Origin of the sequence: Rhizocola hellebori, from assembly GCF_016862955.1 — a bacterium.
In the GTDB taxonomy this organism is placed as follows: Bacteria; Actinomycetota; Actinomycetes; order Mycobacteriales; family Micromonosporaceae; genus Rhizocola; species Rhizocola hellebori.
This window is the reverse complement of sequence record NZ_BONY01000007.1, coordinates 34052-55713: the sequence shown is the minus strand read 5'-3', so window position 1 is coordinate 55713 and position 21662 is coordinate 34052. Positions and strand designations below refer to the sequence as shown.

The 21662-nt window shown below is 68.2% G+C and carries 22 protein-coding genes and 1 pseudogene; 12 read left to right on the top strand and 11 right to left on the bottom strand.

Features of this window, described 5'->3' with window-relative positions:
- Positions 1-4: 4 nt before the first annotated feature.
- The 7 genes and pseudogenes from Rhe02_RS49685 to Rhe02_RS07150 all read right to left on the bottom strand — a co-directional run.
- A pseudogene (locus Rhe02_RS49685) lies at positions 5-307 on the bottom strand (DUF6328 family protein); the annotation flags it as partial.
- A gap of 106 nt (positions 308-413) precedes the next feature.
- A complete protein-coding gene (locus Rhe02_RS07175) occupies positions 414-1343 on the bottom strand; it encodes a S1C family serine protease (RefSeq protein ID WP_203907292.1) in 930 nt (309 codons plus the stop codon).
- A 45-nt stretch (positions 1344-1388) separates the two neighbouring features.
- A complete protein-coding gene (locus Rhe02_RS07170; RefSeq protein WP_203907291.1) occupies positions 1389-2558 on the bottom strand; it encodes a threonine synthase in 1170 nt (389 codons plus the stop codon).
- Positions 2559-2563: 5 nt separating this feature from the next.
- Positions 2564-2929, bottom strand: a complete 366-nt coding sequence (locus Rhe02_RS07165; protein WP_239123499.1) for a hotdog fold thioesterase — start codon at positions 2927-2929, stop codon at positions 2564-2566.
- A gap of 10 nt (positions 2930-2939) precedes the next feature.
- Positions 2940-3473, bottom strand: a complete 534-nt coding sequence (locus Rhe02_RS07160; protein ID WP_203907290.1) for a hypothetical protein — start codon at positions 3471-3473, stop codon at positions 2940-2942.
- A 10-nt stretch (positions 3474-3483) separates the two neighbouring features.
- A complete protein-coding gene (locus Rhe02_RS07155) occupies positions 3484-4074 on the bottom strand; it encodes a phosphatase PAP2 family protein (RefSeq protein WP_203907289.1) in 591 nt (196 codons plus the stop codon).
- A gap of 49 nt (positions 4075-4123) precedes the next feature.
- Positions 4124-4813: a hypothetical protein gene (locus Rhe02_RS07150; RefSeq protein ID WP_203907288.1), complete on the bottom strand. Its 690-nt coding sequence runs from the start codon at positions 4811-4813 to the stop codon at positions 4124-4126.
- A 79-nt stretch (positions 4814-4892) separates the two neighbouring features.
- On the opposite strand from Rhe02_RS07150, the gene Rhe02_RS07145 reads away from it, so the two are divergent.
- Both Rhe02_RS07145 and Rhe02_RS07140 read left to right on the top strand, forming a co-directional pair.
- Entirely contained in the window at positions 4893-5519 is a 627-nt protein-coding gene (locus Rhe02_RS07145; RefSeq protein ID WP_203907287.1) for an SRPBCC family protein, read from the top strand.
- Positions 5520-5590: 71 nt separating this feature from the next.
- Positions 5591-6148: an EF-hand domain-containing protein gene (locus Rhe02_RS07140; RefSeq protein WP_203907286.1), complete on the top strand. Its 558-nt coding sequence runs from the start codon at positions 5591-5593 to the stop codon at positions 6146-6148.
- A 343-nt stretch (positions 6149-6491) separates the two neighbouring features.
- On the opposite strand, the gene Rhe02_RS07135 is transcribed toward Rhe02_RS07140, so the two are convergent.
- A complete protein-coding gene (locus tag Rhe02_RS07135) occupies positions 6492-7655 on the bottom strand; it encodes an FAD-dependent monooxygenase (RefSeq protein ID WP_203907285.1) in 1164 nt (387 codons plus the stop codon).
- A gap of 94 nt (positions 7656-7749) precedes the next feature.
- On the opposite strand from Rhe02_RS07135, the gene Rhe02_RS07130 reads away from it, so the two are divergent.
- Positions 7750-8301 (top strand): hypothetical protein, encoded by a 552-nt coding sequence (locus Rhe02_RS07130; protein WP_203907284.1) that lies wholly within the window; start codon positions 7750-7752, stop codon positions 8299-8301.
- A gap of 13 nt (positions 8302-8314) precedes the next feature.
- Here the strand turns inward: Rhe02_RS07130 and Rhe02_RS07125 are convergent, their stop codons facing one another.
- Together Rhe02_RS07125 and Rhe02_RS07120 are read right to left on the bottom strand one after the other, a co-directional pair.
- On the bottom strand, positions 8315-9088 hold the full coding sequence (locus tag Rhe02_RS07125) for a DUF6193 family natural product biosynthesis protein (RefSeq protein WP_239123520.1): 774 nt from the start codon (positions 9086-9088) through the stop codon (positions 8315-8317).
- 102 nt (positions 9089-9190) lie between these two features.
- On the bottom strand, positions 9191-12499 hold the full coding sequence (locus tag Rhe02_RS07120) for an error-prone DNA polymerase (protein WP_203907282.1): 3309 nt from the start codon (positions 12497-12499) through the stop codon (positions 9191-9193).
- A 61-nt stretch (positions 12500-12560) separates the two neighbouring features.
- Here Rhe02_RS07120 and Rhe02_RS07115 point away from each other — a divergent pair, with 61 nt between their 5' ends.
- The 5 genes from Rhe02_RS07115 to Rhe02_RS07095 all read left to right on the top strand — a co-directional run bounded on the left by Rhe02_RS07115 (position 12561) and on the right by Rhe02_RS07095 (position 18026).
- Positions 12561-13379, top strand: coding sequence for an ABC transporter ATP-binding protein (locus tag Rhe02_RS07115; RefSeq protein ID WP_203907281.1), 819 nt, complete (start codon positions 12561-12563; stop codon positions 13377-13379).
- Between the two features lie 16 nt (positions 13380-13395).
- The gene (locus tag Rhe02_RS07110; RefSeq protein WP_239123496.1) at positions 13396-14370 is read left to right on the top strand and encodes an ABC transporter substrate-binding protein; all 975 of its coding nucleotides are present in this window, start codon (positions 13396-13398) and stop codon (positions 14368-14370) included.
- On the top strand, positions 14367-16409 hold the full coding sequence (locus tag Rhe02_RS07105; RefSeq protein WP_239123494.1) for an iron ABC transporter permease: 2043 nt from the start codon (positions 14367-14369) through the stop codon (positions 16407-16409). Before Rhe02_RS07110 ends, Rhe02_RS07105 begins: the two co-directional genes overlap by 4 nt.
- Positions 16410-16429: 20 nt before the next feature.
- A complete protein-coding gene (locus Rhe02_RS07100; RefSeq protein WP_373320608.1) occupies positions 16430-17281 on the top strand; it encodes a siderophore-interacting protein in 852 nt (283 codons plus the stop codon).
- A gap of 85 nt (positions 17282-17366) precedes the next feature.
- On the top strand, positions 17367-18026 hold the full coding sequence (locus tag Rhe02_RS07095; RefSeq protein WP_239123492.1) for a hypothetical protein: 660 nt from the start codon (positions 17367-17369) through the stop codon (positions 18024-18026).
- 32 nt (positions 18027-18058) lie between these two features.
- Here the strand turns inward: Rhe02_RS07095 and Rhe02_RS07090 are convergent, their stop codons facing one another.
- Positions 18059-18970, bottom strand: a complete 912-nt coding sequence (locus Rhe02_RS07090; RefSeq protein WP_203907279.1) for an NADP-dependent oxidoreductase — start codon at positions 18968-18970, stop codon at positions 18059-18061.
- Positions 18971-19116: 146 nt separating this feature from the next.
- Between Rhe02_RS07090 and Rhe02_RS07085 the strand changes: the two genes are divergently transcribed.
- The 4 genes from Rhe02_RS07085 (at position 19117) to Rhe02_RS07070 (ending at position 21636) form a co-directional block, all read left to right on the top strand.
- Positions 19117-20109, top strand: coding sequence for a golvesin C-terminal-like domain-containing protein (locus Rhe02_RS07085; RefSeq protein ID WP_203907278.1), 993 nt, complete (start codon positions 19117-19119; stop codon positions 20107-20109).
- Between the two features lie 48 nt (positions 20110-20157).
- Complete coding sequence (locus Rhe02_RS07080) at positions 20158-20538, top strand: YrdB family protein (protein WP_203907277.1); 381 nt, start codon at positions 20158-20160, stop codon at positions 20536-20538.
- Between the two features lie 147 nt (positions 20539-20685).
- Complete coding sequence (locus Rhe02_RS07075) at positions 20686-20892, top strand: S1 RNA-binding domain-containing protein (protein ID WP_203907276.1); 207 nt, start codon at positions 20686-20688, stop codon at positions 20890-20892.
- A gap of 117 nt (positions 20893-21009) precedes the next feature.
- The gene (locus tag Rhe02_RS07070; protein ID WP_203907275.1) at positions 21010-21636 is read left to right on the top strand and encodes a LysE family translocator; all 627 of its coding nucleotides are present in this window, start codon (positions 21010-21012) and stop codon (positions 21634-21636) included.
- The last annotated feature ends 26 nt before the right edge of the window (positions 21637-21662 follow it).

Sequence of the window (21662 nt, the reverse complement as noted above, 5' to 3'; positions counted from 1 at the left end):
CGGCCCAGGTCAGGCCGGCGACGACGTCGAGCGCGAGGAACACGGCTCCGGTGATGGCCAGCAGCAGCGCCACCAGGCCCGCCTGCGCCAGCACCGAGGCCGTCTGCACCAGGCGGGGTTTGAGCCCTTGCCGGAACACCTGACGGTGGTAGGCCACCGGCGCGATCAGCAGCGCCATCGAGGTGGCGGCGAAGCACAGCGTCATCACGTAGACGGTCTGCTCCAGGCTGTTCACCTCGCCGAAGCGGGCCGAGAAAGGCAGCGTCAGCAGGAAGGCGAACAGGATCTGGCCGCCGGTCTGCGCCACCCGGATCTCCTGCAGCAGCTCGATGAGGCGGCGGTCCCAGCTTTCCAGATCGGTCTCGTTGCGTGTGTTCACCGTCAAACCCTTACCCCCACGGGCTTTCCGCAAACTACGCCAGCTCGGTGGGGGTGATCACGACGTCGACGAGGGCGCCGCGGCGCAGCAGGGTGACCGGAAGCCGGGAGCCGATGGCGGGGCCGAGCATGAGCCGCTGCAACGCTTGCACGCTCTGGACCGGCTGCCCGCCGGCGTTGAGGAACACGTCGCCCAGGTAGACCCCGGCCAGGCCGGCCGGACTGCCCGGCACCACCTCCACCACCCGTAATCCGTTGCGGTGGCCCACTTTTGCGGCTATCTGCGGCGGCAGCGGGATCGGCACTCCGGCGACCCCGAGCCAGGCGCGCCTGACCCGGCCCGTCGAGATCAGCTCACTGATGATCTGACGGGTGGTGGAGTTGATGGGCACGGCCAGGCCCAGGCCGTAGCCGGCGATCGCGGTGTTCACGCCGATGACGCGGCCCAGCGAATCGGCCAGCGCGCCGCCGGAGTTGCCGGGGTTGAGGGCGGCATCGGTCTGGATGACGTCGTCGATGAGGCGTACCCGGCGACCGTCGCGGGTGGGCAGCGAACGGCCCAGCGCCGACACGACCCCCGCGGTCACCGAACCGGCCAGCCCCATGGGATTGCCGACGGCCACCACCATCTGGCCAACGCGCAGTTTGTCGGCATCGCCAAGCTCTGCTTTGGGTACGGAAGCCGCCAGCACCCGAAGCACAGCCAGATCGGAGAGCGGGTCGGCGCCCACCACGTCAAAGCGCGACTCGACCCCGTCGGCGAAGGTGGCCGTGCCACCACCCGCGCCGGTGACCACATGGGCGCTGGTGAGCAGGAAACCGTCGTCGGTGAAGGTGACCGCGGAGCCCGCTCCCCCGCCCCGCGGCGTGCGCACGGCAAGGGCCGCCACACTCGGCAGCACTTTGGCCGCGACCGAGGTGACGACCTGGCTGTAGGCGTCCAGCGCCTCTCGCTCGGTTGTCATGCCACCGACAACACGCCGCCCCGGCCGGGCATGCCCGGCGATCGCCTACAGCTGAATCGTGCCCGGGTACTTCAGGCCCGAACCGGTGTTGAGCACGACGATCTCCTCGTCGGCGGCCAGCCATCCGCTGGCGCGCAGCTTGCGGGCGGCGCTGAGGCAGGCCGCGCCCTCCGGGCACAGCAGCAGGCCTTCGCGGCGGCCGAATTCGGCCAGGTCTTCGAGGATTTCCGAGTCGTCGACGGCTATCGCCGTACCCCCACTGGCAAATAGCGAATTGAGGATCAGCTCGTCGCCAAGCGGGGCAGGCACGGTGATGCCGAACGCGACGGTCTGCGCATCGGGCCATGGCTGGGCCTGCTTTTCGCCGCGCGAGAAAGCTTGCACGATCGGCGCGCAGCCGCTGGACTGCGCCGCGACCAGGCGCGGCATCCGGCCGGTGATCCAGCCGAGCTCGCGCAGCTCCTCGAACGCTTTCCAGATGCCGATCAGCCCCACTCCCCCGCCGGTGGGATAGATGATGACGTCGGGGGTGCGCCAGCCGAGCTGCTCGGCGATTTCCAGGCCCATCGTCTTTTTACCCTCGAGGCGGTAGGGCTCCTTCAGCGTCGAGGCGTCGAAGATCTCGCCCTGCGACTCGGCGATCAGCTTCGCGATCAGCTTGCCGGCGTCGCTGATGAGCCCGTCGACCAGGTGCAGCTCGGCTCCGGCGGCGACTATCTCCTGGCGGCAGATCTCCGGCGCGGCGTAGGGCATGGCGATGGTGCACCGCAGCCCGGCGCGGGCGGCGTAGGTCGCCCAGGCGGCACCGGCGTTTCCGTTGGTGGGCATGGCCACGTGCCTTGCGCCGAGCTCCTTGGCCCGCGACACGCCGACCGCTGCGCCGCGCGCCTTGAACGACCCGGTCGGGATCAGGCCCTCGTCCTTGAGGAGCAGATTGGACAGGCCGATGGCCTTGCCGTAAGCCTCGGCCGGCCACATCGGAGTCCAGCCCTCGCCGAGGCTGGTCTGGTTGTCCATCGCCACGACCGGCAGCAGCTCGCGATAGCGCCACAGGTCGGCCGGGCGGGTGGCGATCTCGGCCTGGGTGACGGCGTTGTGGACCGCGCCCAGGTCATATCGTGTCAGCAGCGGCGAGCCGCAGTCGCAAAGGTTCTGCGGCTTGGCGGCGTCGTGTTGGGCGCCGCAGCGTGGGCAGTCCAGTCCGGAGACAAACATCGGGGCTACTTTCGGATAAGGCAGGTCAGCCGTGCCGTACAGACCCGGTTTCCCTCTTCGTCAGAGATGACGATCTCATAGCTGGCGACCGTTCCGCCCAGATGTAGCGGTGTAGCCACGCCGGTGACGGTGCCTTCGGTGACCGCGCGATGGTGGGTGGCGGAGATGTCGATGCCGACCGCTTTGGGGCGTCCGATGCTCTGGCCATGCAAGGACGCGCCGACCGAGCCGAGCGTTTCGGCGAGCACACACGAAGCCCCGCCGTGCAGCAGCCCGAACGGCTGCGTGTTGCCCTCCACCGGCATGGTGGCGACCACACGCTCCGGCGTCGCTTCCTTGATGATGATGCCCATCCGCTCCAAGAGATCCACGAGCCCGATGCTACTCACGCGTAGCTGAGCGCAGCCAGCCGATCCCGTTGAGCATGACCAGTACCACCAGGGTGCTCAGGCAAAGCCAGAACCCGCTCTGGTTCTGGACGAAATCGCTGATCTGCTTGTCCGGCGGCACCGGCTCGGTGATCTGCTCGCGCAGCCGGGATCGCAGTAGCGACTGGACGGTCAGCTGGTTGGCGATCAGGAAGATCGCGGCCGCGCCGGCGACCGCGGTGCCGATGGCGCGGCGCAGCAGCTGGTGCTCGAAGATCAGGGCGATCACCGCCCCGGCGAGGATGAGCAGCGCGACGGCCATGGCCAGCGGCTGCGGATCGAGCTTCTCATCCACGCCCTCGCGCACCTTGTCCGCGGTGACGTCGGGGGAGCCGCCCGTAATGAGATCGGTGCCGGTGTAGGTGGTGGTGCCGCCGGGCGCGGCCCGGCCGTAGCCGCCCGGGGTGTCACACGACACCGCGATGAACGGCATCAACAAGAACAGCCCGGCAAGGACGAAGCCGGCGGGCCGCAGCCACCTTTTCACATCGCGCAGCCTAGCGGCGGGCCTCAAAGTTGGCGATATTTACCACCGTCGGGACAATGATCAGCGGCAGCAGCCAGCCCGCGAGAACATCGATGGGCCAATGTACGCCGAGCTGAACCCGGGTCAGGGCAACGGTCGTCGGCCAAGCGACCACCACCACCAGTAACGCGGTGTGCTGCCACGTTTGACGCAGCGTGGGCGTTACCAACAGGTAGAGCAGCATGGCGGCGGTGAGGCTGTAGGCGGTGTGCCCCGACGGGTAGGACCAGCCGAGCGCATCGGCGTCGGCATCGGCGGGCCGGCCGCGCTCCACCAGCCACAGCACGCCCCACCGGAACAGGGCCACCGCCAGAAACGCCCCGGCGACCAGCTTCGCCTTCTCCCATTCGCGCCACGACACCAGCACGGCGAGCAGGCACAGGGCCAGCGCGAGCATCACCAGCGGATCACCGGCGTTGGTCAGCACACGCGAGGACGCCACGAACCCGGGCACCCGCAAGGCTTGCCGGGCATCGACGTCGAGTTGCATCAGGAAGGGCAGCTTGAGCGCCACCCCGAGGGTGAGGGCCAGCCACGCCAGCGCGCAACCGACCAGCCGCACAGCCCTAACGTTAGTGCATGCTCTTGCCGCATGTTTCTGGGCGAGTGGCCTAGGGACGGACGATGATGGCTTCGCGCAAGGTTCGCAGGAATGCGGCGCACTCGGGCATCGGCCGCTGGCCGTAGCACAGGCTCATGCCCATGCTGCCGTGGTCGATCCAGGCGCAGATGACGATCGGCACGCCCTTGTCGTCCTGGCCGTTGGCGCACTTGAGGTATCCGCCCATCCGGCCCGCGGGGAACGGCGTGACGTTGGTGAGGCTCTTGCCTTGACCCTTGATGGCGTTGTCGAGATCGCCGCCCGGATTCCACACCAGCAGGGTGGCCCCGAAGGTGATGATGTTGCGCTGGGCCGACTTCGGGTCGACGAAGTTGTCGGCGAACGCGTCGTCGATGTTCCACTCCAGCCGGATCCGGTCGGCCGCGGCCAGCGCGATCAGCCGCACGGCGCCGTTCTTGTCCCGCTGCAGGCCGGCCACGTCTTGCGGCATAGGCGAAATCTTTGACGGGTACTGCTCCCACACCGGGATGGTGGCGAAAGCGCATAGGCCGCAGCAGATCAGGCTCAGCAGGCCGAAGATGCCAAGCACCCACGGCCAGCGCCGTTTGCGCGCGACTTCGACGAAGATGACCTGCGGCATGACGCCGGTGGGTGGCATGCCCGCGCCGCTGGGCACCGAGGCCCGGCCCTCCCAGGGGTCGGCGGCGGGTGGAAGCGGCTCGGTTCGGGGGTCGCTCACCGCCGCAGGGTATCGTGCCCGCCCCGGGAAGACAGTATCAGGTTTGACTTATATAAGCTGCGGCTGAGATACTCGGCCCATGTCTGATTTCACCAACCATCTTGACCTCATTGATCGCAGGACAGGGGTGGCCGGCGAGGCGCGCACGATCACCCTGAGCCGCACCTATGACGCGGAGATCGAGGACGTCTGGGAGGCCCTCACCGATCCTGAGCGCCTCAAGCGCTGGTTCCTTCCGGTCAGCGGAGACTTCCGCGTCGGCGGCAAGTATCAGATCGAAGGCAACGCGGGCGGCGAAATCCTGGTCTGCGAAGCACCCACCCTGCTGAAGATCACTTGGGTGATGGGCGTGCCGGCTGAGTCGGACATCAACGAGGTTTCGGTGCGCCTGTCCACCAAGGGCGACGAGGAAACCCATCTGGAGCTTGAACACGCGGCCACCGTCGACCCCAATATGTGGGGCCAGTTCGGGCCCGGCGCGGTCGGCGTCGGCTGGGACCTCACCCTGCTCGGCCTCGGCCTGCACTTCCAGGGCCAGAGTGTCGGCGATCCCAACGCCTGGCAGAGCACGCCCGAGGCGCGGGCCTTCATGACCCGCAGCAGCACTCTTTGGGGCGGCGCTCACCTGGCCGCCGGGGCCGACGCCGCTGAAGTCGAAGCCGCTGTGCACAACACGACGCAGTTCTACGCGCCCGACCCCGCGTAGCGACCGGTCGCCCTTCGAACCCCCTACGCGCGGCCTAGCCCCGGGCTAGACTGTCGCGCAGGGGGTTTGTCATGGTTAGCGCGGTTGCTGCCGAGAAGCATGGGCAGACTTTTGACCTTTTCGATATCGATGACGACGGGTACCTGACCCGCGCCGACTTCGAAGCCATAGCCACCCGGCTGACCCAGGCAGCGGACAAGACCCACGACCAGAGCCTGTACGACGCCTATCTGCACTTCTGGAACAGCCTCGCCGGCGAGGTAGGCATCGATCCAGAGGGCAGGATGACCCGGCAGGAGTTCATCGAGGGCCTGGACAGGCTGATGAAGACCTCGACCGGGTTCGACGAGGTGATCGCGCAGATGCCCTACGCGGTGCTGGCGCTCTACGACCGCGACGGCGACGGCAGGGTGAGCCGCGAGGAGTTCCTGGCCATGCAAACCGCGGCTGGCGTATCCAGGGACAAAGCCGAAATCGCGTTGCTCGCGCTCGACCGTGACGCCGACGGAGTCATCGGGGTCGAAGACCTCCTCGCCGCGGTACGCGAGTTCATGCTCAGCGATGACCTGTTTGCGCCCGGCAATTGGCTTTTCGGCGGGTTGGAACCAAAACCGATTCGCTACTACTGACAGCCGAAAGGCTGAAATGACATGAAATAGTTTGCCGATGCGCCCATGGTGGCGGGCAGGATCGTGCGTGGCTAGCGTCGACAACGGCGTCAGCGCTGGCCGAAACCACCGGGCTTCACCGCCGGAGCCGCAGCAAGACCAGCGGAAGAACCGAGCCAAGCCGGCATCGCGGCAAGACCAGGCGAAACAGCCGAGCCCAGCCGGCACCACGGCAAGACCGGTGGATCAGCCGAGCAAGACCGGCGCCACGGCAAGACTGGGCGAAACAGCCGAGCCAAACCGGCATCGCGGCAAGACGGTGGATCAGCCGAGCAAGACTGGCGTTGCGGCAAGACTGGGCGGATCAGCCGGGCCAGGTCGGCGGGGTCCAATCGGCGTAGCGGGCCATGGAGCGCAGCGCGGCCCGCGGCGGCGTGAGCCGCATGAGCGTGTCACGCAACGCCACCGCAACCGGGTTGTGCAGCTGCTGGCCGATGCGCCCCACCATCTTGGCCGCCCTGGCCACCGACTGGCTGCGCGGGCGGCGTTGACTGTCATACCAAGCCAATGCCGACTCCACGTCCTTGGCCCCCGCGCACGCCACGCCGAGCACCACCGCGTCCTCGATGGCCTGCCCCGCGCCCTGGCCGAGGTTGGGGGTCATCGCGTGCGCGGCATCGCCCAGCAGGGCGACGTTTGCCTTGACGTAGGTGGCTAACTCGGTACCCAGATAGTAAATATCGTTTCGCAGCAAGGCATCCGGATCGGTGGCCGCCATCAGCGCCGGGATCGGCTCATGCCACGAACCGAAACGCCGCCGCACCGCGGCCATCTCGTCGGCGTTGCGTTGCCCCGGCGGGGAATTGACCGCGCCGTACCAGTAGACGCGGCCGTCACCCAACGGCACCATGCCGAATTCGGCGCCCGGCCCCCAGCTGATGCTCATCGCCAGGTCGCCTTCCCAGCGCGCCCGGGTCACCGCCCGCCACGCCGTCGACCCTTGGTAAACGGGAGCCGGTGCCTGAGGCCACCATTGCGCCCGCACCCCGCTGTTGATGCCGTCCGCGCCCACCACGAGATCCGCCTGTGCCGTCACCCGATCCCCCCGGCGCAGATAGTGCACCCGCGCCGGCCCCGGCTCGACTTCGGTCACCAGCGCGTCGGTCACCAGCGACTCGGGCGGCAGCGCCGCGGCCAGAATCCGGTGCAGGGTGGCTCGGTGGATGCCTAAGGCCGCGATGCCAAGCATCCGCGTCATCTGCGTGCTGTCGACCCGCGAAATCCATTTCCCATCAACGCTTCTCGTGCCTCCGGGCGCGTCGACGACCCCGGCCGCGCGCACCGCCTCCCCCAGCCCCAGTGCCTCAAGGCCGCGCAGCGCATTGCTCATCAGCGTCAACCCGGCCCCCACCTCACCGAATTGCGGCGCCCGCTCAAGCACAGTGACCGTCCACCCGGCACGCCGCAACGCCACCGCCGCCGCCAGCCCACCGATCCCGCCACCCACCACCACCGCTGTCCCGTGCATGGCTGTCACCATACGCAAAGCGCGGCATCCGCCGGTGAGGCAGGACTTCCATGTGGGACAGCGGGTTTTGCGAGGCGCAGGTACGCTGCGCCGCATGACCGCGATCGCTGTGACGCGCCGCCGGAAACTCGTCCTCGCCGTGGTCGTGGTTGCCGCGGTGTTGGCTGGCGCAGATGTGTGGACTGTCAACAGCCACCGTCTTGAGAACGGCAGCTCCTGGGGGTCCATCAACGCCGAGATCCGCAGTGTGGGGCCGCTGACCGAGGCGCGCCAGCCCTTCGTTCGCGGCGGCCAGGTCAGTCTTGTGGCATCCATCCGCAACCCCGGCCCTTGGCCAGTGACAATCACCGATGTCACGACAGGTGTGGACTACCTCAAGATAGCTCAGCTGACGATGATTCATGTCGATGAGAACACCAGGGACTTCAGGTCCTCTGCATCCGTACCGTTCGGGGCAGCCAAAGTGGGCAAGGGTGAAGAGCTGACGATTTTCGCCACGATCACCCTCCCGGACGTCGAAAGAGCCCCGGGGTCATCGACATCATTTGACACGCTCACGGTGGCCTATCGGGTTCTCGGGCAGTCTCGGCGACAACAGGTGCCGATGGGCTTCTACCTAACGCTTTACACCGCTACCACCACATGAGCTATATCCAGAGTCAGCCCCAGCATGCGGCGGAGCGGAGGGCGAGGTAGACAGCCTCATCCGCCGTATTGGTGTTCGCGATGATCGCGCCGGGAGTATGTTCGCCGTCCTTGAGTTCCGTCCACCGTGCTCGAACGGTGAAGCCATCCTCGCCGGACGCCGCGATGCAGACCGTGTTCAACGAGACTTCACCGTCGCTGACTTCCGGACGCTCAGGTGGCAGGACGGTGGCGAACCGTAGTGTCCAGTGACTGGTGAAGGCATAAAGCCGGCGCAGCTCGGGCCGCGCGTAGGCTGCTTCGATCAGTTCCACTTGCGTGGGCCAGTTTGCGGCTCGGGCTTCCTGGCGCAGGTAGCCCCACTGCGAGGCAATCACGTGTCTCGGGTCGTCGTCGGGTGGCTCGTAGCGTCCGGACAGTTCTACGAAACCCGCTACTTGTTCGATCCCGGCGAGTGCCATGCCGTCGCGCCATGCCGCCGCCACCTGCGCGATCGCGCCCAGTTGGTCGGTGTTGCCGGAGATCAAGATGAGGCTCGGCCCAGAGCTTCGACCCCTGCCCAAGCCGGTGATCGACCACCTCCGCTTCCAGCTCCAGCCGCTGACGATCAGTGGTTCACGGCCAGGCGCAGTGCTCGCGATCGAGGCATGGCGCAGAGGGTCGGACTCCGACGACAAAGCGGTCAGCGACAAACCCTGCGACGCCCCAGCAGCCTGCAACGCTGTTGCCAGGCTGCCCTCGACCGCGATGTCGGGATAGAGGGCTGCCGGATCAGATTCCGCGCTCATGAGCACCAGTGTGCCGGAGAGCCGCTGGTCACGGTGTGGCTGGGCTCGCTTCGCCATCAGCGTGGCCGCCGCAGACTTGCAGACTGAGGTTTCTGCCACGGGTCAGCGGAAGTCGCGGGAGGCGGGTTTGGTGGCGATTTTCAGGGGGATCAGTTTGTCGGCGACGAGCGCGATCACGCCGGAGGCGCTTTCCAGCCTTCCCCTTATCACCAGGGCGCTGCTGGTCAGGGCGACCTTGCGGTGGCGCTGCCACAGGCCTGGCGAGCAGACGACGTTGAGCATGCCGGTCTCGTCTTCCAGGTTGAGGAAGGTGATGCCCGAAGCGGTGGCCGGGCGCTGCCTGTGGGTGACCAGACCGCCGACCAGAATCCTTTCCCCGGCGGGGATTCCGGGCAGCCGGGAGACGGCCAGCGCGCCCTGCTCGTCGAGCTGGGAGCGGACTATCCGGATCGGATGGTTGTCGGGTGACACACTGGTGGCCCACACGTCGGCCACGAGCTGGTCGACCTCGTCCATGCGGGGCAGGATGGGCGCTACCGCGCCGGAAATGGTGTGGGGTAGGCGATCGGGGCGGTCCTGCGCGGCAGCGCCGGCGGCCCAGAGGGCTTCCCGGCGGGTCAGGCCGAAACAGGCGAAGGCGTCGGCGGTGGCGAGCGCTTCGAGCTGGGTGGCGGGCAGGCCGGTGCGGCGGGCGAGGTCGGGCAAGTCGCGGTAGGGGCCGCCGCGCTCGCGTTCCTCGAAGATGAGTTTGGCCTTGTCCTCTCCTATCGTGCGTACCGAATCCAGCCCCAGCCGCACGGTAGGCCCACCCAGCCCCCACTGTGACGGGGGTGTCCCGGCCCCGCCGGCCTGGACCCAGCGGTCGCCTTCGAGCGTGGCCTTGACCGCGGACAGGTTGATGTCGACCCGGTCGACCCGGACCCCGTGCCGGCGGGCATCGTCCACAAGCGACTGTACCGAGTAGAAGCCCATCGGCTGCGCGCCAAGCAAAGCGGCGCAGAAAGCGGCCGGGTGGTAGCGCTTGAGCCAGGCGCTGGCGTAGACGAGGTAGGCGAAACTGACCGCGTGGCTTTCCGGGAAGCCGTAGTTGGCGAAGGCCAGCAGCTTGCCGTAGATGTCGTCGGCGATCTCGGTGCCGATGCCGTTGGCGGCCATGCCTTCGTAGAGCCGGTCGCGCAGCTTGGCCATCTTCTCCGGGGAACGCTTGGAGCCCATGGCCCGGCGCAGCTGGTCGGCCTCGGTGGCGGTGAAGTTGGCCGTGTCGATGGCCAGCTGCATCATCTGCTCCTGAAACAGCGGCACCCCTTTGGTTTTCGACAAGGAGTTGACCATCAGCGGGTGGGCGTAGGTGATTTCTTCGAGCCCGTTTTTGCGCCGGATGAACGGATGCACCGAGCCGCCCTGGATCGGCCCGGGACGGATCAGGGCCACCTCCACCACGATGTCGTAGAACTCGCGCGGCTGCAGCCGGGGCAGCGTCGACATCTGGGCCCGCGACTCGACCTGGAACACCCCGACGGTGTCGGCGCGGCAGAGCATGTCGTAGACCTCGGAATCGTTGCAGTCCATGTTACCCAGGTCCCACTCGTTGTCGATGAACTCGTAGGCGTAGCGCAGGGCGGAGAGCATGCCGAGCCCGAGCAGGTCGAACTTGACCAGGTTGATGGCGGCGCAGTCGTCCTTGTCCCACTGCAGCACGGTGCGGTTGGGCATGCGGGCGTGCTCGACCGGGCACACCTCGATCACCGGGCCGTGGCAGATCACCATGCCGCCGGAGTGGATGCCCAGATGCCTAGGCGCTTTGAGCAACTCGTCGGCGAAGTGCAGGACGTGGTCGGGCACGCCGTCGACGTCTTGCGCCGAAACCCCGTGCCAGCGGTCGATCTGTTTGCTCCACGCGTCCTGCTGGCCCGGCGAGTAGCCGAAAGCCCTTGCCACGTCTCGCACCGCGGAGCGGGGGCGGTAGGAGATGACGTTGGCCACCTGCGCGGTGTGGTGACGGCCGTATTTCTTGAAGACGTATTGGATGACCTCCTCGCGCCGGTCGGACTCGATGTCCACATCGATGTCGGGCGGCCCGTCTCTTTCCGCGGCCAGGAACCGCTCGAACAGCAGCCTGTTCTCCACCGCGTCCACATTGGTGATCCGCAGCGCGTAGCAGACCGCCGAGTTGGCCGCCGAACCCCGGCCCTGGCAGTAGATGCCGTTGCGGTAGCAGAAATCCACGATGTCGTACACGACAAGGAAATAGCCGGGGAAACCGAGGTCGTCAATGATGTCCAGCTCCCGCTCGATCTGCAGGAAGGCGACCGGGCTGGCGGTGCGCGGGCCGTAGCGGCGGGCCGCACCCTCATAGGTGAGGTGGCGCAGCCAGGTCGACTCGGTGTGCCCGGCCGGCACTTCGTAGGGCGGCAGCTTGGGGGCGATCAGCTGCAGGTCGAAGGCGAGCTCCTCGCCCAGCCGGTAGGCGGCGCTAACCGGCTCAATGCCAAGGCGGGCAGCCATTTCGTCGCCGGAGCGCAGATGCGCGGTGGCCGCAGCGGGAAGATAGGGGTCGATCTCGTCGAGGCTGGCGCGGGCGCGCACCGCCGCGGTCACCGTGGCCAGACGCCGCCGCGCGGGCGCGTGGTAGTGCACGTTGTTGGTGGCCACCACCCTTGGCGACAGGGCGGCCAAGGCCTCATTGTGCTCGCCGTCGAGCGGGTCGCCGTGGTCGAAAATCTCGACATAGACGTTCTCCGCGCCGAACAGCTTCTCCAGATAGGACAGCTCCTGCGCCGCGGCCTGCACTCCGTCGCTCACCAAGGCCTGGCGCACCCGGCCTTTGCGGCACCCGGTCAGCACGACCACATGGCCGTGCAGGGCTCGCGCCAGCTCCTCCAGGTGGTAGACCGGGCGGCCCTTCTCCCCGCCGCGCAGGTGGGCCTTGCCGATCTCGGCGGAAAGCCTGGCGTAGCCCGAAGGCCCGCGCGCCAGCAGCAGCAGGTGCTCCCCCACCGGGTCGGGCTGGCCGGCCCGCTCGATGACCTCGCCCGAGGTCAGGGTCAGCTCGGTGCCGAAGATGGTTTTCAGGCCCCGCTCGCGGGCCGCCTCGGAGAAGCGCACCACCCCGTAGAAGCCGTTGTGGTCGGTGATGGCCAAGGCGTTGAGCCCGAGCCGATAGGCCTCGTCGACCAGCTCCTCGGGATGGCTTGCCCCGTCGAGGAAACTGAAGTTGGTGTGGCAGTGCAGCTCTGCGTAAGGGATCTCGCTGCGGCCGGGCTCCAGCGGCTCGGGCTCGTAGGCCGGTCGTTTGCGGCTGAAGCCGGGGGCGTCGCCACCGTCGGCCTCGGCGAGGGGATCGACGACTCGGCCCACCATCTGCTGCTGCAGCTGGCTCCAGGACCGGTCGTGCTGGCTGTCAAACCCCATTCGAACAATTGTACTAGAGATCCGAACTTGACACCAGAGAAGGTTAGGCTAACCTAACGGCGTGGCGGATGATGCGTGCTTGCTGGGGGTTGACCTCAGCCTGAGCTACCACCAGCGGCCCGTTGTGCACGACGCGAGCATCGCGTTGCGCAGCGGCGAGGTCGCGGTGCTGATCGGGCCCAACGGCAGCGGAAAGTCGACATTGCTGCGGGCGCTGGCCCGGCTGCATCGGCCGGGCAGCGGAGAGGTGTTGCTCGCCGATGGCGCATCCGCGTTGGCGTTGTCCGCAAAGGATTTCGCCCGCCGGGTGACCCTGCTCGCGCAAAGCCGCCCCACCCCGGCCGGGGTGAGCGTGCGCGACGTGATCGGCTACGGCCGTCATCCCCACCGCGGCCGCTGGCGCACGGGCGACCCCGATGGGGCGCGGGCTATCCAATGGGCGATGGCTGTCACCGGTACCCAGCAAATGGCGGACCGGCCGGTGGATGAGCTTTCCGGCGGCGAGTTGCAACGGGTGTGGCTCGCGACCTGTCTGGCTCAGGACACCGGGGTGCTGCTGCTCGACGAGCCGACCACGTTTCTCGACCTGCGCTACCAGGTGGAGATCCTTGACCTGATAAGGGATCTGGCCGATGAGCATCGGGTGGCGGTCGGGGTCGTGTTGCACGATCTCAACCAGGCCGCCGCGGTCGCCGATCACGTTGTCCTGCTTGACCGGGGACGGGTCGCCGCCAGCGGCAAGCCCGCCGAAGTGCTCACCGCGCAGCATCTGAGCCAGACCTACGACATCCGCATAGACATCCTCACCGACCCTGACACCGGCCGGATTCACTGCCAGCCCATCGGGCGGCACACCCACACCCTCGTCACGACCCTCTAAATCGGAAAGAGACCCCATGAGACGAATGCTTGGCTTTGCCATGCCCATTTTCGCCGCGGCGGCGCTGATGAGCGCCTGCGGCACCACCGAATCCCCGTCGGAGACACCGGCCGCCAGCTCGGGTCCGGTCACCGTGACCGACAGCCGGGGCAAGGCGGTCACCCTGCCCGCGGCCGGGCGCAAGGTGGTGGCGCTGGAGTGGGGCGAGGCGGAAATGCTTGTCACGCTTGGCGTGATGCCGGTGGGCGTGGCCGACACCAAGGGCTACGGCACCTGGGTGACCGCGGCCAAACTCGACGCGAGCGTCAAGGATGTCGGCACCCGCGGCGAGCCCAGCGTCGACTCGATCGTGGCCCTGCAACCGGATCTGGTGGTGATGGAGGCCGAACGCGACTCGCCGCTGATCGGCCAGCTGGAGAAGTTCGTGCCCGTCATCGTCACCAAGGGCAGCGACGCCAGCCGCAACCTGGAGCGCATGCGCGAGGACTTCAACATGATCGCGACCGCGGTCGGCAAGACGCAGGAGGCCCGCAGGGCGCTGGCCGACTTCGACCAGGCGATTGCCGACGCCAAGGCGAAGATCGCGGCAGCGGGCCACGCGGGCAAGGGCTTCGCCGTCGCCGACGGGTGGAAGGAAGGCAGCACCATCTCCATCCGGATGTTCGGCCAGGGCGCCCTGGTGTCGCAGACCGCGATCGCGCTCGGCCTCAAGAACGCCTGGAACGGCGACGTCGACGCGGCGTGGGGCCTGGGCACCACCGATGTCGAGGGATTGAGCCCGCTCAAGGATTCCGACATCCGGTTCTTCTACAACGCCTCGGACGGAGACGACGTCTTCGCCAACGGCCTGGCGGGCAACCAGATCTGGGACTCATTGGCCTTCGTCAAGAACAAGCAGCTGTACAAGATGCCCAACGGGATCTGGACCTTCGGCGGCCCGCTGTCGTGCCGCCAGCACATCGACGCGATCGTCAAGGCGTTCACGGCTTGAGCCGGACAGTCGCCGCCTTCTGCGCAGGCGTGGCGGCCGTGATCGCGATCGCGGCCGTCCACCTGACCCAGGGCACCTCGGGCATCGGCGCCGCCGACCTGATCGGCCTGGCCTTCGGCAGCGGCAACGAGGAGGCGGCCCGCATCCTGGTCGCCTCCCGCCTGCCGCGCATGCTGGCCGGGCTCGCGGTCGGCCTGGCCCTGGGCATCGCGGGCGCGGCATTCCAATCGCTGGCCCGCAATCCGCTGGCCTCCCCGGACACCCTCGCGGTCAACGCCGGGGCGTACCTGGCAGTGGTCACCGCCGCCGCCTTCGGCCTGACCGTTCCCGTGCTGTCCTCCGGGCTGTTCGCTTTCGTGGGCGGGCTCGCCGCGGCCGGGCTGGTGATGGTGCTCTCGGCCGGCGGGCGCTCCGGGCCGACCCGGCTGATCCTGGCCGGTTCCGCCGTCGCGATAGCGCTCGGCTCGGTCACCACCGTGCTCATGCTGCTCTTCGAACAGGCCACCATCGGGCTTTTCGCCTGGGGCAACGGGTCGCTGGTGCAGACCGACCTCAACGCGGTCCGGCAGCTGGCACCGATCATCGCCGCCGCCGGGCTGCTTGTCGTCCTGATTGGACGGAGGCTGGACATCCTGGCGCTGGGCGACGATACCGCTCAAGTCATGGGCGTGTCGGTGCGGCGCACCCGGGTGCAGACCACTGTGCTCGCCGTGCTGCTGGCCTCCTGCGCGGTGACGCTGGCCGGGCCGGTCGGCTTCGTCGGGCTGTGCGCGCCGGTCATCGTGCGGTTGGCCGCCCGCTGGCTTCCCGCGCTTCATAAGCATCGTTTCCTGGTACCGATGTCAGGCCTGGCCGGAATCGCCATCGTGCTCGGCGCCGACATCCTGTTGCGCTCCGGCCTTGGCGCGCAAGCGGGCGTGGACATCCCGACCGGCGTAGTCACCACCCTGTTCGGCGCGATAGTGCTGATCGCCCTGGCGCGGCGGCATCGCGACTCCCCACCGGCCCGGCGCGCCCCCAGCGGGCACTTCGCCGCCGTGCGCTCAGGCCGTTTCGTCACCGCCGTCATCGCCGGCTGCGCCATCGCCTTGGCCGGGGCCGTGGTGCTGGGCATGCTCGCCGGCGACACCTGGCTGCTGACCGGGGACATCGTCAACTGGCTGCAGGGCCGAACCGGGCGCGCCATCACCTTCGTTCTGGATCAGCGCTACCCGCGCGTGTTCGGCGCGATGCTCGCCGGGGCGGCCCTGGCCGTCGCCGGAACCGTGGTACAGGCGGTGTGCCGCAACCCGTTGGCCGAACCGGGTCTGCTCGGCATCACCGCCGGGGCGGGCGTGGGCGCGGTCACGCTGATCACCCTCGTGCCGCTGGCCGGGGTCTGGATGATGTCGGCCGTGGCCGGGACGGGCGCCCTGATCGCCTTCGCCATCGTCTACGGGCTGTCCTGGCGCGGCGGCCTGAGCTCGGATCGCTTGGTGCTCATGGGAATCGGGGTGTGGTCGGGCGGCTTCGCCATCATCACCTTCCTCATCGTCGGCTTCGACCCGTGGAACACCGGCAAAGCGCTGACCTGGCTGTCGGGCTCGACCTACGGGCGCACCCCGGAACAGATCGTGCCGGTCGCACTGGCCCTGCTGGTCTTCACCCCGGTCGCCGTCCTCGCGCGGCGCGAGCTGGACCTGCTCGCCCTCGACGACGACACCCCACGTGTGCTCGGCGTGCCGCTGGAACGGGCGCGGCTGCTCCTGCTCGGCGGGGCCGCACTGGTCACCTCCACGGCCGTGTCGGCGGTCGGGGTCATCGGTTTCGTCGGGCTGGTCGCCCCGCACGCGGCACGTGCCCTGGTCGGGGCGCGGCACAGCCGTACCCTGCCGATGGCCGCCCTGCTCGGCGCGCTCGCGGTGAGCCTGGCCGACACGCTCGGGCGCACCGTCATCGCCCCGGCTCAGATACCGGCCGGGCTGGTGACGGCGCTCATCGGTACCCCCTATTTCGTCTGGCTGCTATGGCGGTCGCGCACCCTGGGAGGAAGAAATTGAACACGCCTTGGCGGTTCTTCATGGTGGAAGTCGCTGCGCTGCAACGGCTCAGCCCCTCGTTTCTGCGGATGACCTTCGTCGGTGAGGAGTTGAACACCTTCGCCGACAACGGTTTCGACCAGCGCATAAAAGTCATCGTGCCGTTACCCGGCGCCGGGGTGGCCCATCTGCCCACCGGCGAAGACTGGCACCAGCGCTGGCGGGCGCTGCCCGAGCATGAGCGCAACCCCATCCGGACCTACACCGTGCGGCATGTGCGCCCGGCAGTGTCCGAAGTGGACGTCGACTTCGTGGTGCACGAGGGCGGCACCGGGCCTGCCGCCCGCTGGATGGAATCGGTGACGGTGGGAGACAAGCTGGCGCTGCTGGGCCCGAATGCCAATCACGACGGCGACCACGGCGGGATCGACTTCCACGCCCCGGCCCCGGGTTCGGCGATTCTGCTGGCCGGGGACGAGACCGCGGTACCGGCGGTGGCCGGAATCCTGCAGCGGCTGGACGCCGGCACCCAGGGCGAGGCGGTGCTGGAGGTTCCCCACGCCGAGGACTTCCTGCCCATCGGCGCCCCGCCCGGGGTGACGGTGACCTGGCTCGCCCGCGAGGGCCAGCCGCACGGAAGCCTGCTGTTTGCCGCCGTCAAGGCAACCGCGGCAAGGCTTCTGCCCCAGCGCACCGGGGAACAGGTCGAGGACGTCGACGTGGACGAACAGATCCTGTGGGAGGTCGACAACACCTCACGGGTGTGGGTGGCCGGCGAGGCGGCCATGGTGCGCGCATTGCGCCATCTGCTGATCACCGAGCACGGGGTGGACCGGGGCAGCGCCGCCTTCCTGGGCTACTGGCGGGCCGGGCGGGCCGAGAACAACGGCTGAACTTCTCCCCTCCCCTAATACATCAGTTCCGCAGCCAAAGAACAAGACTTGATCTTTTTGTCGGGTACCGACAAAACTGCCCATCATGACTTGGGATCCGTTTGGCACGTTGGCGCAGACCCTGTGGATCGGCGGCGGGCAGTGGGCGGGTAAGTCCACGGTGGCCAGGCTGCTGGCCCAGCGCCTCGGCCTGACCTGCTATCACTACGACTACCCCGATGCGCGCGGGCACTGGGACAGGCGGGTGGCCGCCGCGCTGACCAACGACCGGCCCGCCCCGGTGGTGGATCCGGAAAGCTGGTTCGTGCGGCAAACCCCGCAACAGTCCGCGGAGTTCACCCTGGGCACCTTCATCGAGCGCTTCGAGTACACCCTCGACGATCTGCGCGCCCTGGTCTCCGGCCGCCCGATCCTCGCCGAGGGCTGGGGCCTGCGCCCGCAGCTGGTGGCCGAGATAGCCCCATCACTGCAACAGGTCGTGGTGATGGTGCCCTCGGCGGAGTTTCGCGCGCATCAGCTGGCCACGCTGCCGCGCGCGGGCCAGCTGAGCTATGCGGTGAGTGATCCGGAACTGGCCGTGCGCAACCGCATGGAACGCGACCGGATAGTGGCACAGGACGCGGTCAACCAAGCCAACCGGCTGGGCATCCGGGTCATCGAGGTCGACGGCACCCGCGCTGCCGAAAGCGTCGCAGACCTTGTCGCCGAACACTTCTCCGCCCACCTCGCAGCGTTTTCCAGCTGACCGCTCGCCCACGCAGCCTCAGCGCGTTGCGGTCAGCTGGGGAGCAGGACGATTTTTCCGCGGAGGCCACCCGCTTCGACGAGGCGGTGGGCTTGGGCCGCTTCGGTCAGCGGCAGGGTCTGCGCGACCCGGGTGCGCAGCTCGCCGGTAGCCAGCAGCCCCACCAACATGGCCAGCCGCTCACGGTCGGAGGTGATGAGCACGAGCCGCTGCTGCACGCCGCGCGCGGGATCGATCGGCGGCGTCGGCCGCGTGGTGACCACCACACCGCCATCGCAGACGGCGGCGGCCGCGGCGTCACCGATCGGGACAGCGTCCAGCACCGCCTGCGGCTGGGGCCGCAGCGAGGCCAGCTCGGTGTCCCGTGAGATCACTTCGTTCGCGCCGAGGCCATGCACCCACTCCTCATCACCGGCGTTGGCCACCGCCAGCACGCGATGCGCGGCCAGCTGAGCGGCGAAGCCGCCGACCCCGCCGCTGGCGCCGGTGATGAGCAGCCGCGAACCGTCCGGAATGGACAACAGCTGCAGCGCCTGCCACGCGGTGAGGCCGTTGAGCGGCAGCGTGGCGGCAGCCGCGAAGTCAACCTCGGGCGGCAGTGGCACCAGCCAGTCCGAGGAAGCCGCCACGAGCTCAGCGTAGCCGCCGGGTGCGCCGCGGGTCAGGTACCACGGGATCATCCCGACGACACGGTCGCCGGGCTGGAATTCGCTGACATCCGCGCCGATCGCGGCCACCTCACCGGCGATGTCCCAGCCCAGCAGGAAGGGTGGCGGCACCGGGCCACCCGGCATCACGCCGATGCGGCCGGCGATGTCGGCCGGGTGCACACAGACCGCCCTTACCCGCACCACCACCTGTCCCGGCTCGGGAACCGGATCGGGCAACTCAGCCGCCTGCAACACCTCGGGTCCGCCCAGGGCGGTGACTACCATCCCCCACATCTATCCATGGTGACCGCTGCGTGGTCCAAAGTCGACCGGAGCGTGAGCGCATCGTCCTGGCCTGGGCCTTTCGGCGCAGACCGAAGCTCGCGTCGCGACATGCCGTATTCGGGCCATTATGTGGCGGACTCAAGGGAGGGATTTAGATGCGTAGAAGAACATTGCTCGCCTCGGGCGCGGCGGCTCTGGTGCCCGGCGGTGTCCTGGCCACACCGGGTATAGCGCTGGCGAGCACCGACTACGGCCCCGCGGCCTGGGTTCCGGCGAACTCGGCGAACTTCACCGTCGCGAACCGGGAAACGAGCCACAACATTCAGTACGTCGTCATCCACACCACGCAGGGTTCGTACAACGGCACCATCAGCTGGATCCAGAACGCGGCCTCCCAGGTGAGCGCCCACTACGTGGTCAAGAGCTCCAACGGCGCGGTCACCCAGATGGTGCGGGAGAAGGACATCGCCTGGCACGCGGCGAACTGGACCTACAACACCCAGTCCATCGGCATCGAGCACGAGGGCTTCGTCGAGCAGGACGGCTGGTACACCGAGGCGCTCTACCAGTCCTCGGCCGCGATCGTGCGCTCGGTCTGCGCGAAGTACGCCATTCCCAAGGACCGCGCCCACATCATCGGCCACAGCGAGGTGCCGACCGCCACCCACACCGACCCGGGTCCGCGCTGGAACTGGTCCTACTTCATGTCCCTGGTGAATCAGACCACACCGCCGCCGGCCTGGACGTCCACTGTGGACAACACGACGGCGGGCCGCTTCACGGCGTCGGATAACTGGGGCACCTCCAGCTATTCCACCCAGCGCTTCGGCGCGGACTACCGCTACGCCAACCCGGAGGCGATCTCCGACGCGGCCTGGTACAAGTTCGCCGTCCCGGCCACGGCCACGTACCGGGTCGAGGCGTGGTACCCGGCCCTGCCCGGCTACAACACCGCCGCGCCTTACATCATGGCCACCACGACGGGCAACCAGGTCGTGTACGTCGACCAGCGCTCCGGCGGCGGAGCCTGGCGCAACCTGGGCACCTTCACCTTCGCCGGCGGCGATTACAACGCTGTGGCCGTGAGCCGCTGGACCTCCGGTACCGGTCTGGTCATCGCCGATGCGGTCAAGCTCACCCGGGTCTAGTGGTTGTCGGTGGCTCGCCGCCGACGCGGGCCACCTACACTTCTGCAAATGACCGGTGTGCCCAAATGGTTTATCTACCTCAACGCCTTCTTGCGCTTCGCCCTCGAGCTGACCGCCCTGGCCGTGCTGGCGATCTGGGGCTGGCGCACCGGCGGCATCCTCCTGGCCATCGCGCTGCCGCTGCTGGCAGCCGTGCTGTGGGGCGCATTCGTGGCGCCCAAAGCACGCTGGTTCCTGCCGCTGGGCGGCCGGCTGGCCGTGGAGGCCCTCGTCTTCGGCGGCGCCGTCGTGGCGCTGATCAGCATGGGCAACCCGGTGCTCGCGGTCAATCTCGCCGTGCTCGCCTCGGCCAACTCGATCCTGGTCCACCTGCACCGTGACGATGAGCGCGTCCGCAAAGGCTTGCCGCTGCACGGTGACCGGCACTAGGGTCGGTCACGTGACTGCCGGGTCGGCCCAAAGCCTTGAACAGATGAGGCATCCGGCTGTGCCGTGATCACCTGGCGGGCCCGTGGCCCGCCCTCCTTCGAAGCGTTGCCCGCTTGAGCGGAGCCTGCTGAGGAAGGAGGTGATCGCATGTCCCGCTTTGAAGAACTCAACGTTGGCGATGTCCTGGTTGGACAGGTGACCAAGGTGGTGCCCTTCGGCGTATTCGTCCGCATAGCCGACGACGCCGATGGTCTGCTGCACGGCGAAACCGGGCCGCAGGAGGGATCCAGCGTCACGGTGCGCATCCTTGACATCGATCGGGAGAGGCTTCGTGCCAGCCTCGCCAGGGCTTAGCAGATAGGCAGAAGGGGGTGGCGAAAACCACCCCCTTTTGTCATGCCCGTCGATTCGTACAGGTGTACTATGACGGCTTGCCTCGACAAACGCCTGGACATTGGAGGGTCATGCATCATGGTCAGCTGGGTGGCAGTGCTGGGGATCGCCCTGGTGGCGGTGGGCCTCGTGCTGACGCCCGGTCCGAACACGATCTATCTGCTGTCACGCACGGTCGCCCAGGGACGCTCGGCCGGGCTGGTGTCACTGCTGGGGATCGCCACCGGTTTCCTGGTCTACCTGGCCGGCTCCGCCGCCGGGCTGACCGCGCTGTTCGCGGTGGTGCCGTTCCTGTATGACGGCGTCAAGTTCGCCGGCGCCGCCTACCTGCTCTGGCTGGCGTGGCAGGCCTGGCGGTCAGGGCGTCACCCGGAGATCGATATCCATCCAGCCCCCCATGCCAGCTCACCGCTGCGGCTCTACCTGATGGGCCTGGCCACCAACATGCTCAACCCCACCATCGCCATCCTGTACCTGTCCCTGCTGCCCCAGTTCATCGATGCCCGCCGCGGCCATGTGGCGCTGCAGGGGGTCATCCTCGGCCTGGTGCAGATCGTCATCACGGTCACGCTCAACTGCCTGATAGTGCTCGCGGCGGGCCGCATCGGCGGCTGGCTCACCGATCGGCCGCGGCTGGTGCGCCTTCAGCAATGGCTCAGCGCAACGGTTTTGGGCGCGCTCGCGGTGCGCATCATCGTGCAGTAGAAATCGTGCAGTGCGTGGGGGAGCTT

Bases quoted from the DNA above. Each gene is read 5' to 3' on its own strand.
- Rhe02_RS07135 (WP_203907285.1), bottom strand. From the start codon at position 7,655: ATGCACGGGACAGCGGTGGTGGTGGGTGGCGGGATCGGTGGGCTGGCG.
- Rhe02_RS07125 (WP_239123520.1), bottom strand. From the start codon at position 9,088: ATGAGCGCGGAATCTGATCCGGCAGCCCTCTATCCCGACATCGCGGTC.
- Rhe02_RS07110 (WP_239123496.1), top strand. From the start codon at position 13,396: ATGAGACGAATGCTTGGCTTTGCCATGCCCATTTTCGCCGCGGCGGCG.
- Rhe02_RS07145 (WP_203907287.1), top strand. From the start codon at position 4,893: ATGTCTGATTTCACCAACCATCTTGACCTCATTGATCGCAGGACAGGG.
- Rhe02_RS07070 (WP_203907275.1), top strand. From the start codon at position 21,010: ATGGTCAGCTGGGTGGCAGTGCTGGGGATCGCCCTGGTGGCGGTGGGC.
- Rhe02_RS07075 (WP_203907276.1), top strand. From the start codon at position 20,686: ATGTCCCGCTTTGAAGAACTCAACGTTGGCGATGTCCTGGTTGGACAG.
- Rhe02_RS07080 (WP_203907277.1), top strand. From the start codon at position 20,158: ATGACCGGTGTGCCCAAATGGTTTATCTACCTCAACGCCTTCTTGCGC.
- Rhe02_RS07175 (WP_203907292.1), bottom strand. From the start codon at position 1,343: ATGACAACCGAGCGAGAGGCGCTGGACGCCTACAGCCAGGTCGTCACC.
- Rhe02_RS07120 (WP_203907282.1), bottom strand. From the start codon at position 12,499: ATGGGGTTTGACAGCCAGCACGACCGGTCCTGGAGCCAGCTGCAGCAG.
- Rhe02_RS07130 (WP_203907284.1), top strand. From the start codon at position 7,750: ATGACCGCGATCGCTGTGACGCGCCGCCGGAAACTCGTCCTCGCCGTG.
- Rhe02_RS07095 (WP_239123492.1), top strand. From the start codon at position 17,367: ATGACTTGGGATCCGTTTGGCACGTTGGCGCAGACCCTGTGGATCGGC.
- Rhe02_RS07170 (WP_203907291.1), bottom strand. From the start codon at position 2,558: ATGTTTGTCTCCGGACTGGACTGCCCACGCTGCGGCGCCCAACACGAC.
- Rhe02_RS07085 (WP_203907278.1), top strand. From the start codon at position 19,117: ATGCGTAGAAGAACATTGCTCGCCTCGGGCGCGGCGGCTCTGGTGCCC.
- Rhe02_RS07090 (WP_203907279.1), bottom strand. From the start codon at position 18,970: ATGTGGGGGATGGTAGTCACCGCCCTGGGCGGACCCGAGGTGTTGCAG.
- Rhe02_RS07140 (WP_203907286.1), top strand. From the start codon at position 5,591: ATGGTTAGCGCGGTTGCTGCCGAGAAGCATGGGCAGACTTTTGACCTT.
- Rhe02_RS07100 (WP_373320608.1), top strand. From the start codon at position 16,430: ATGGTGGAAGTCGCTGCGCTGCAACGGCTCAGCCCCTCGTTTCTGCGG.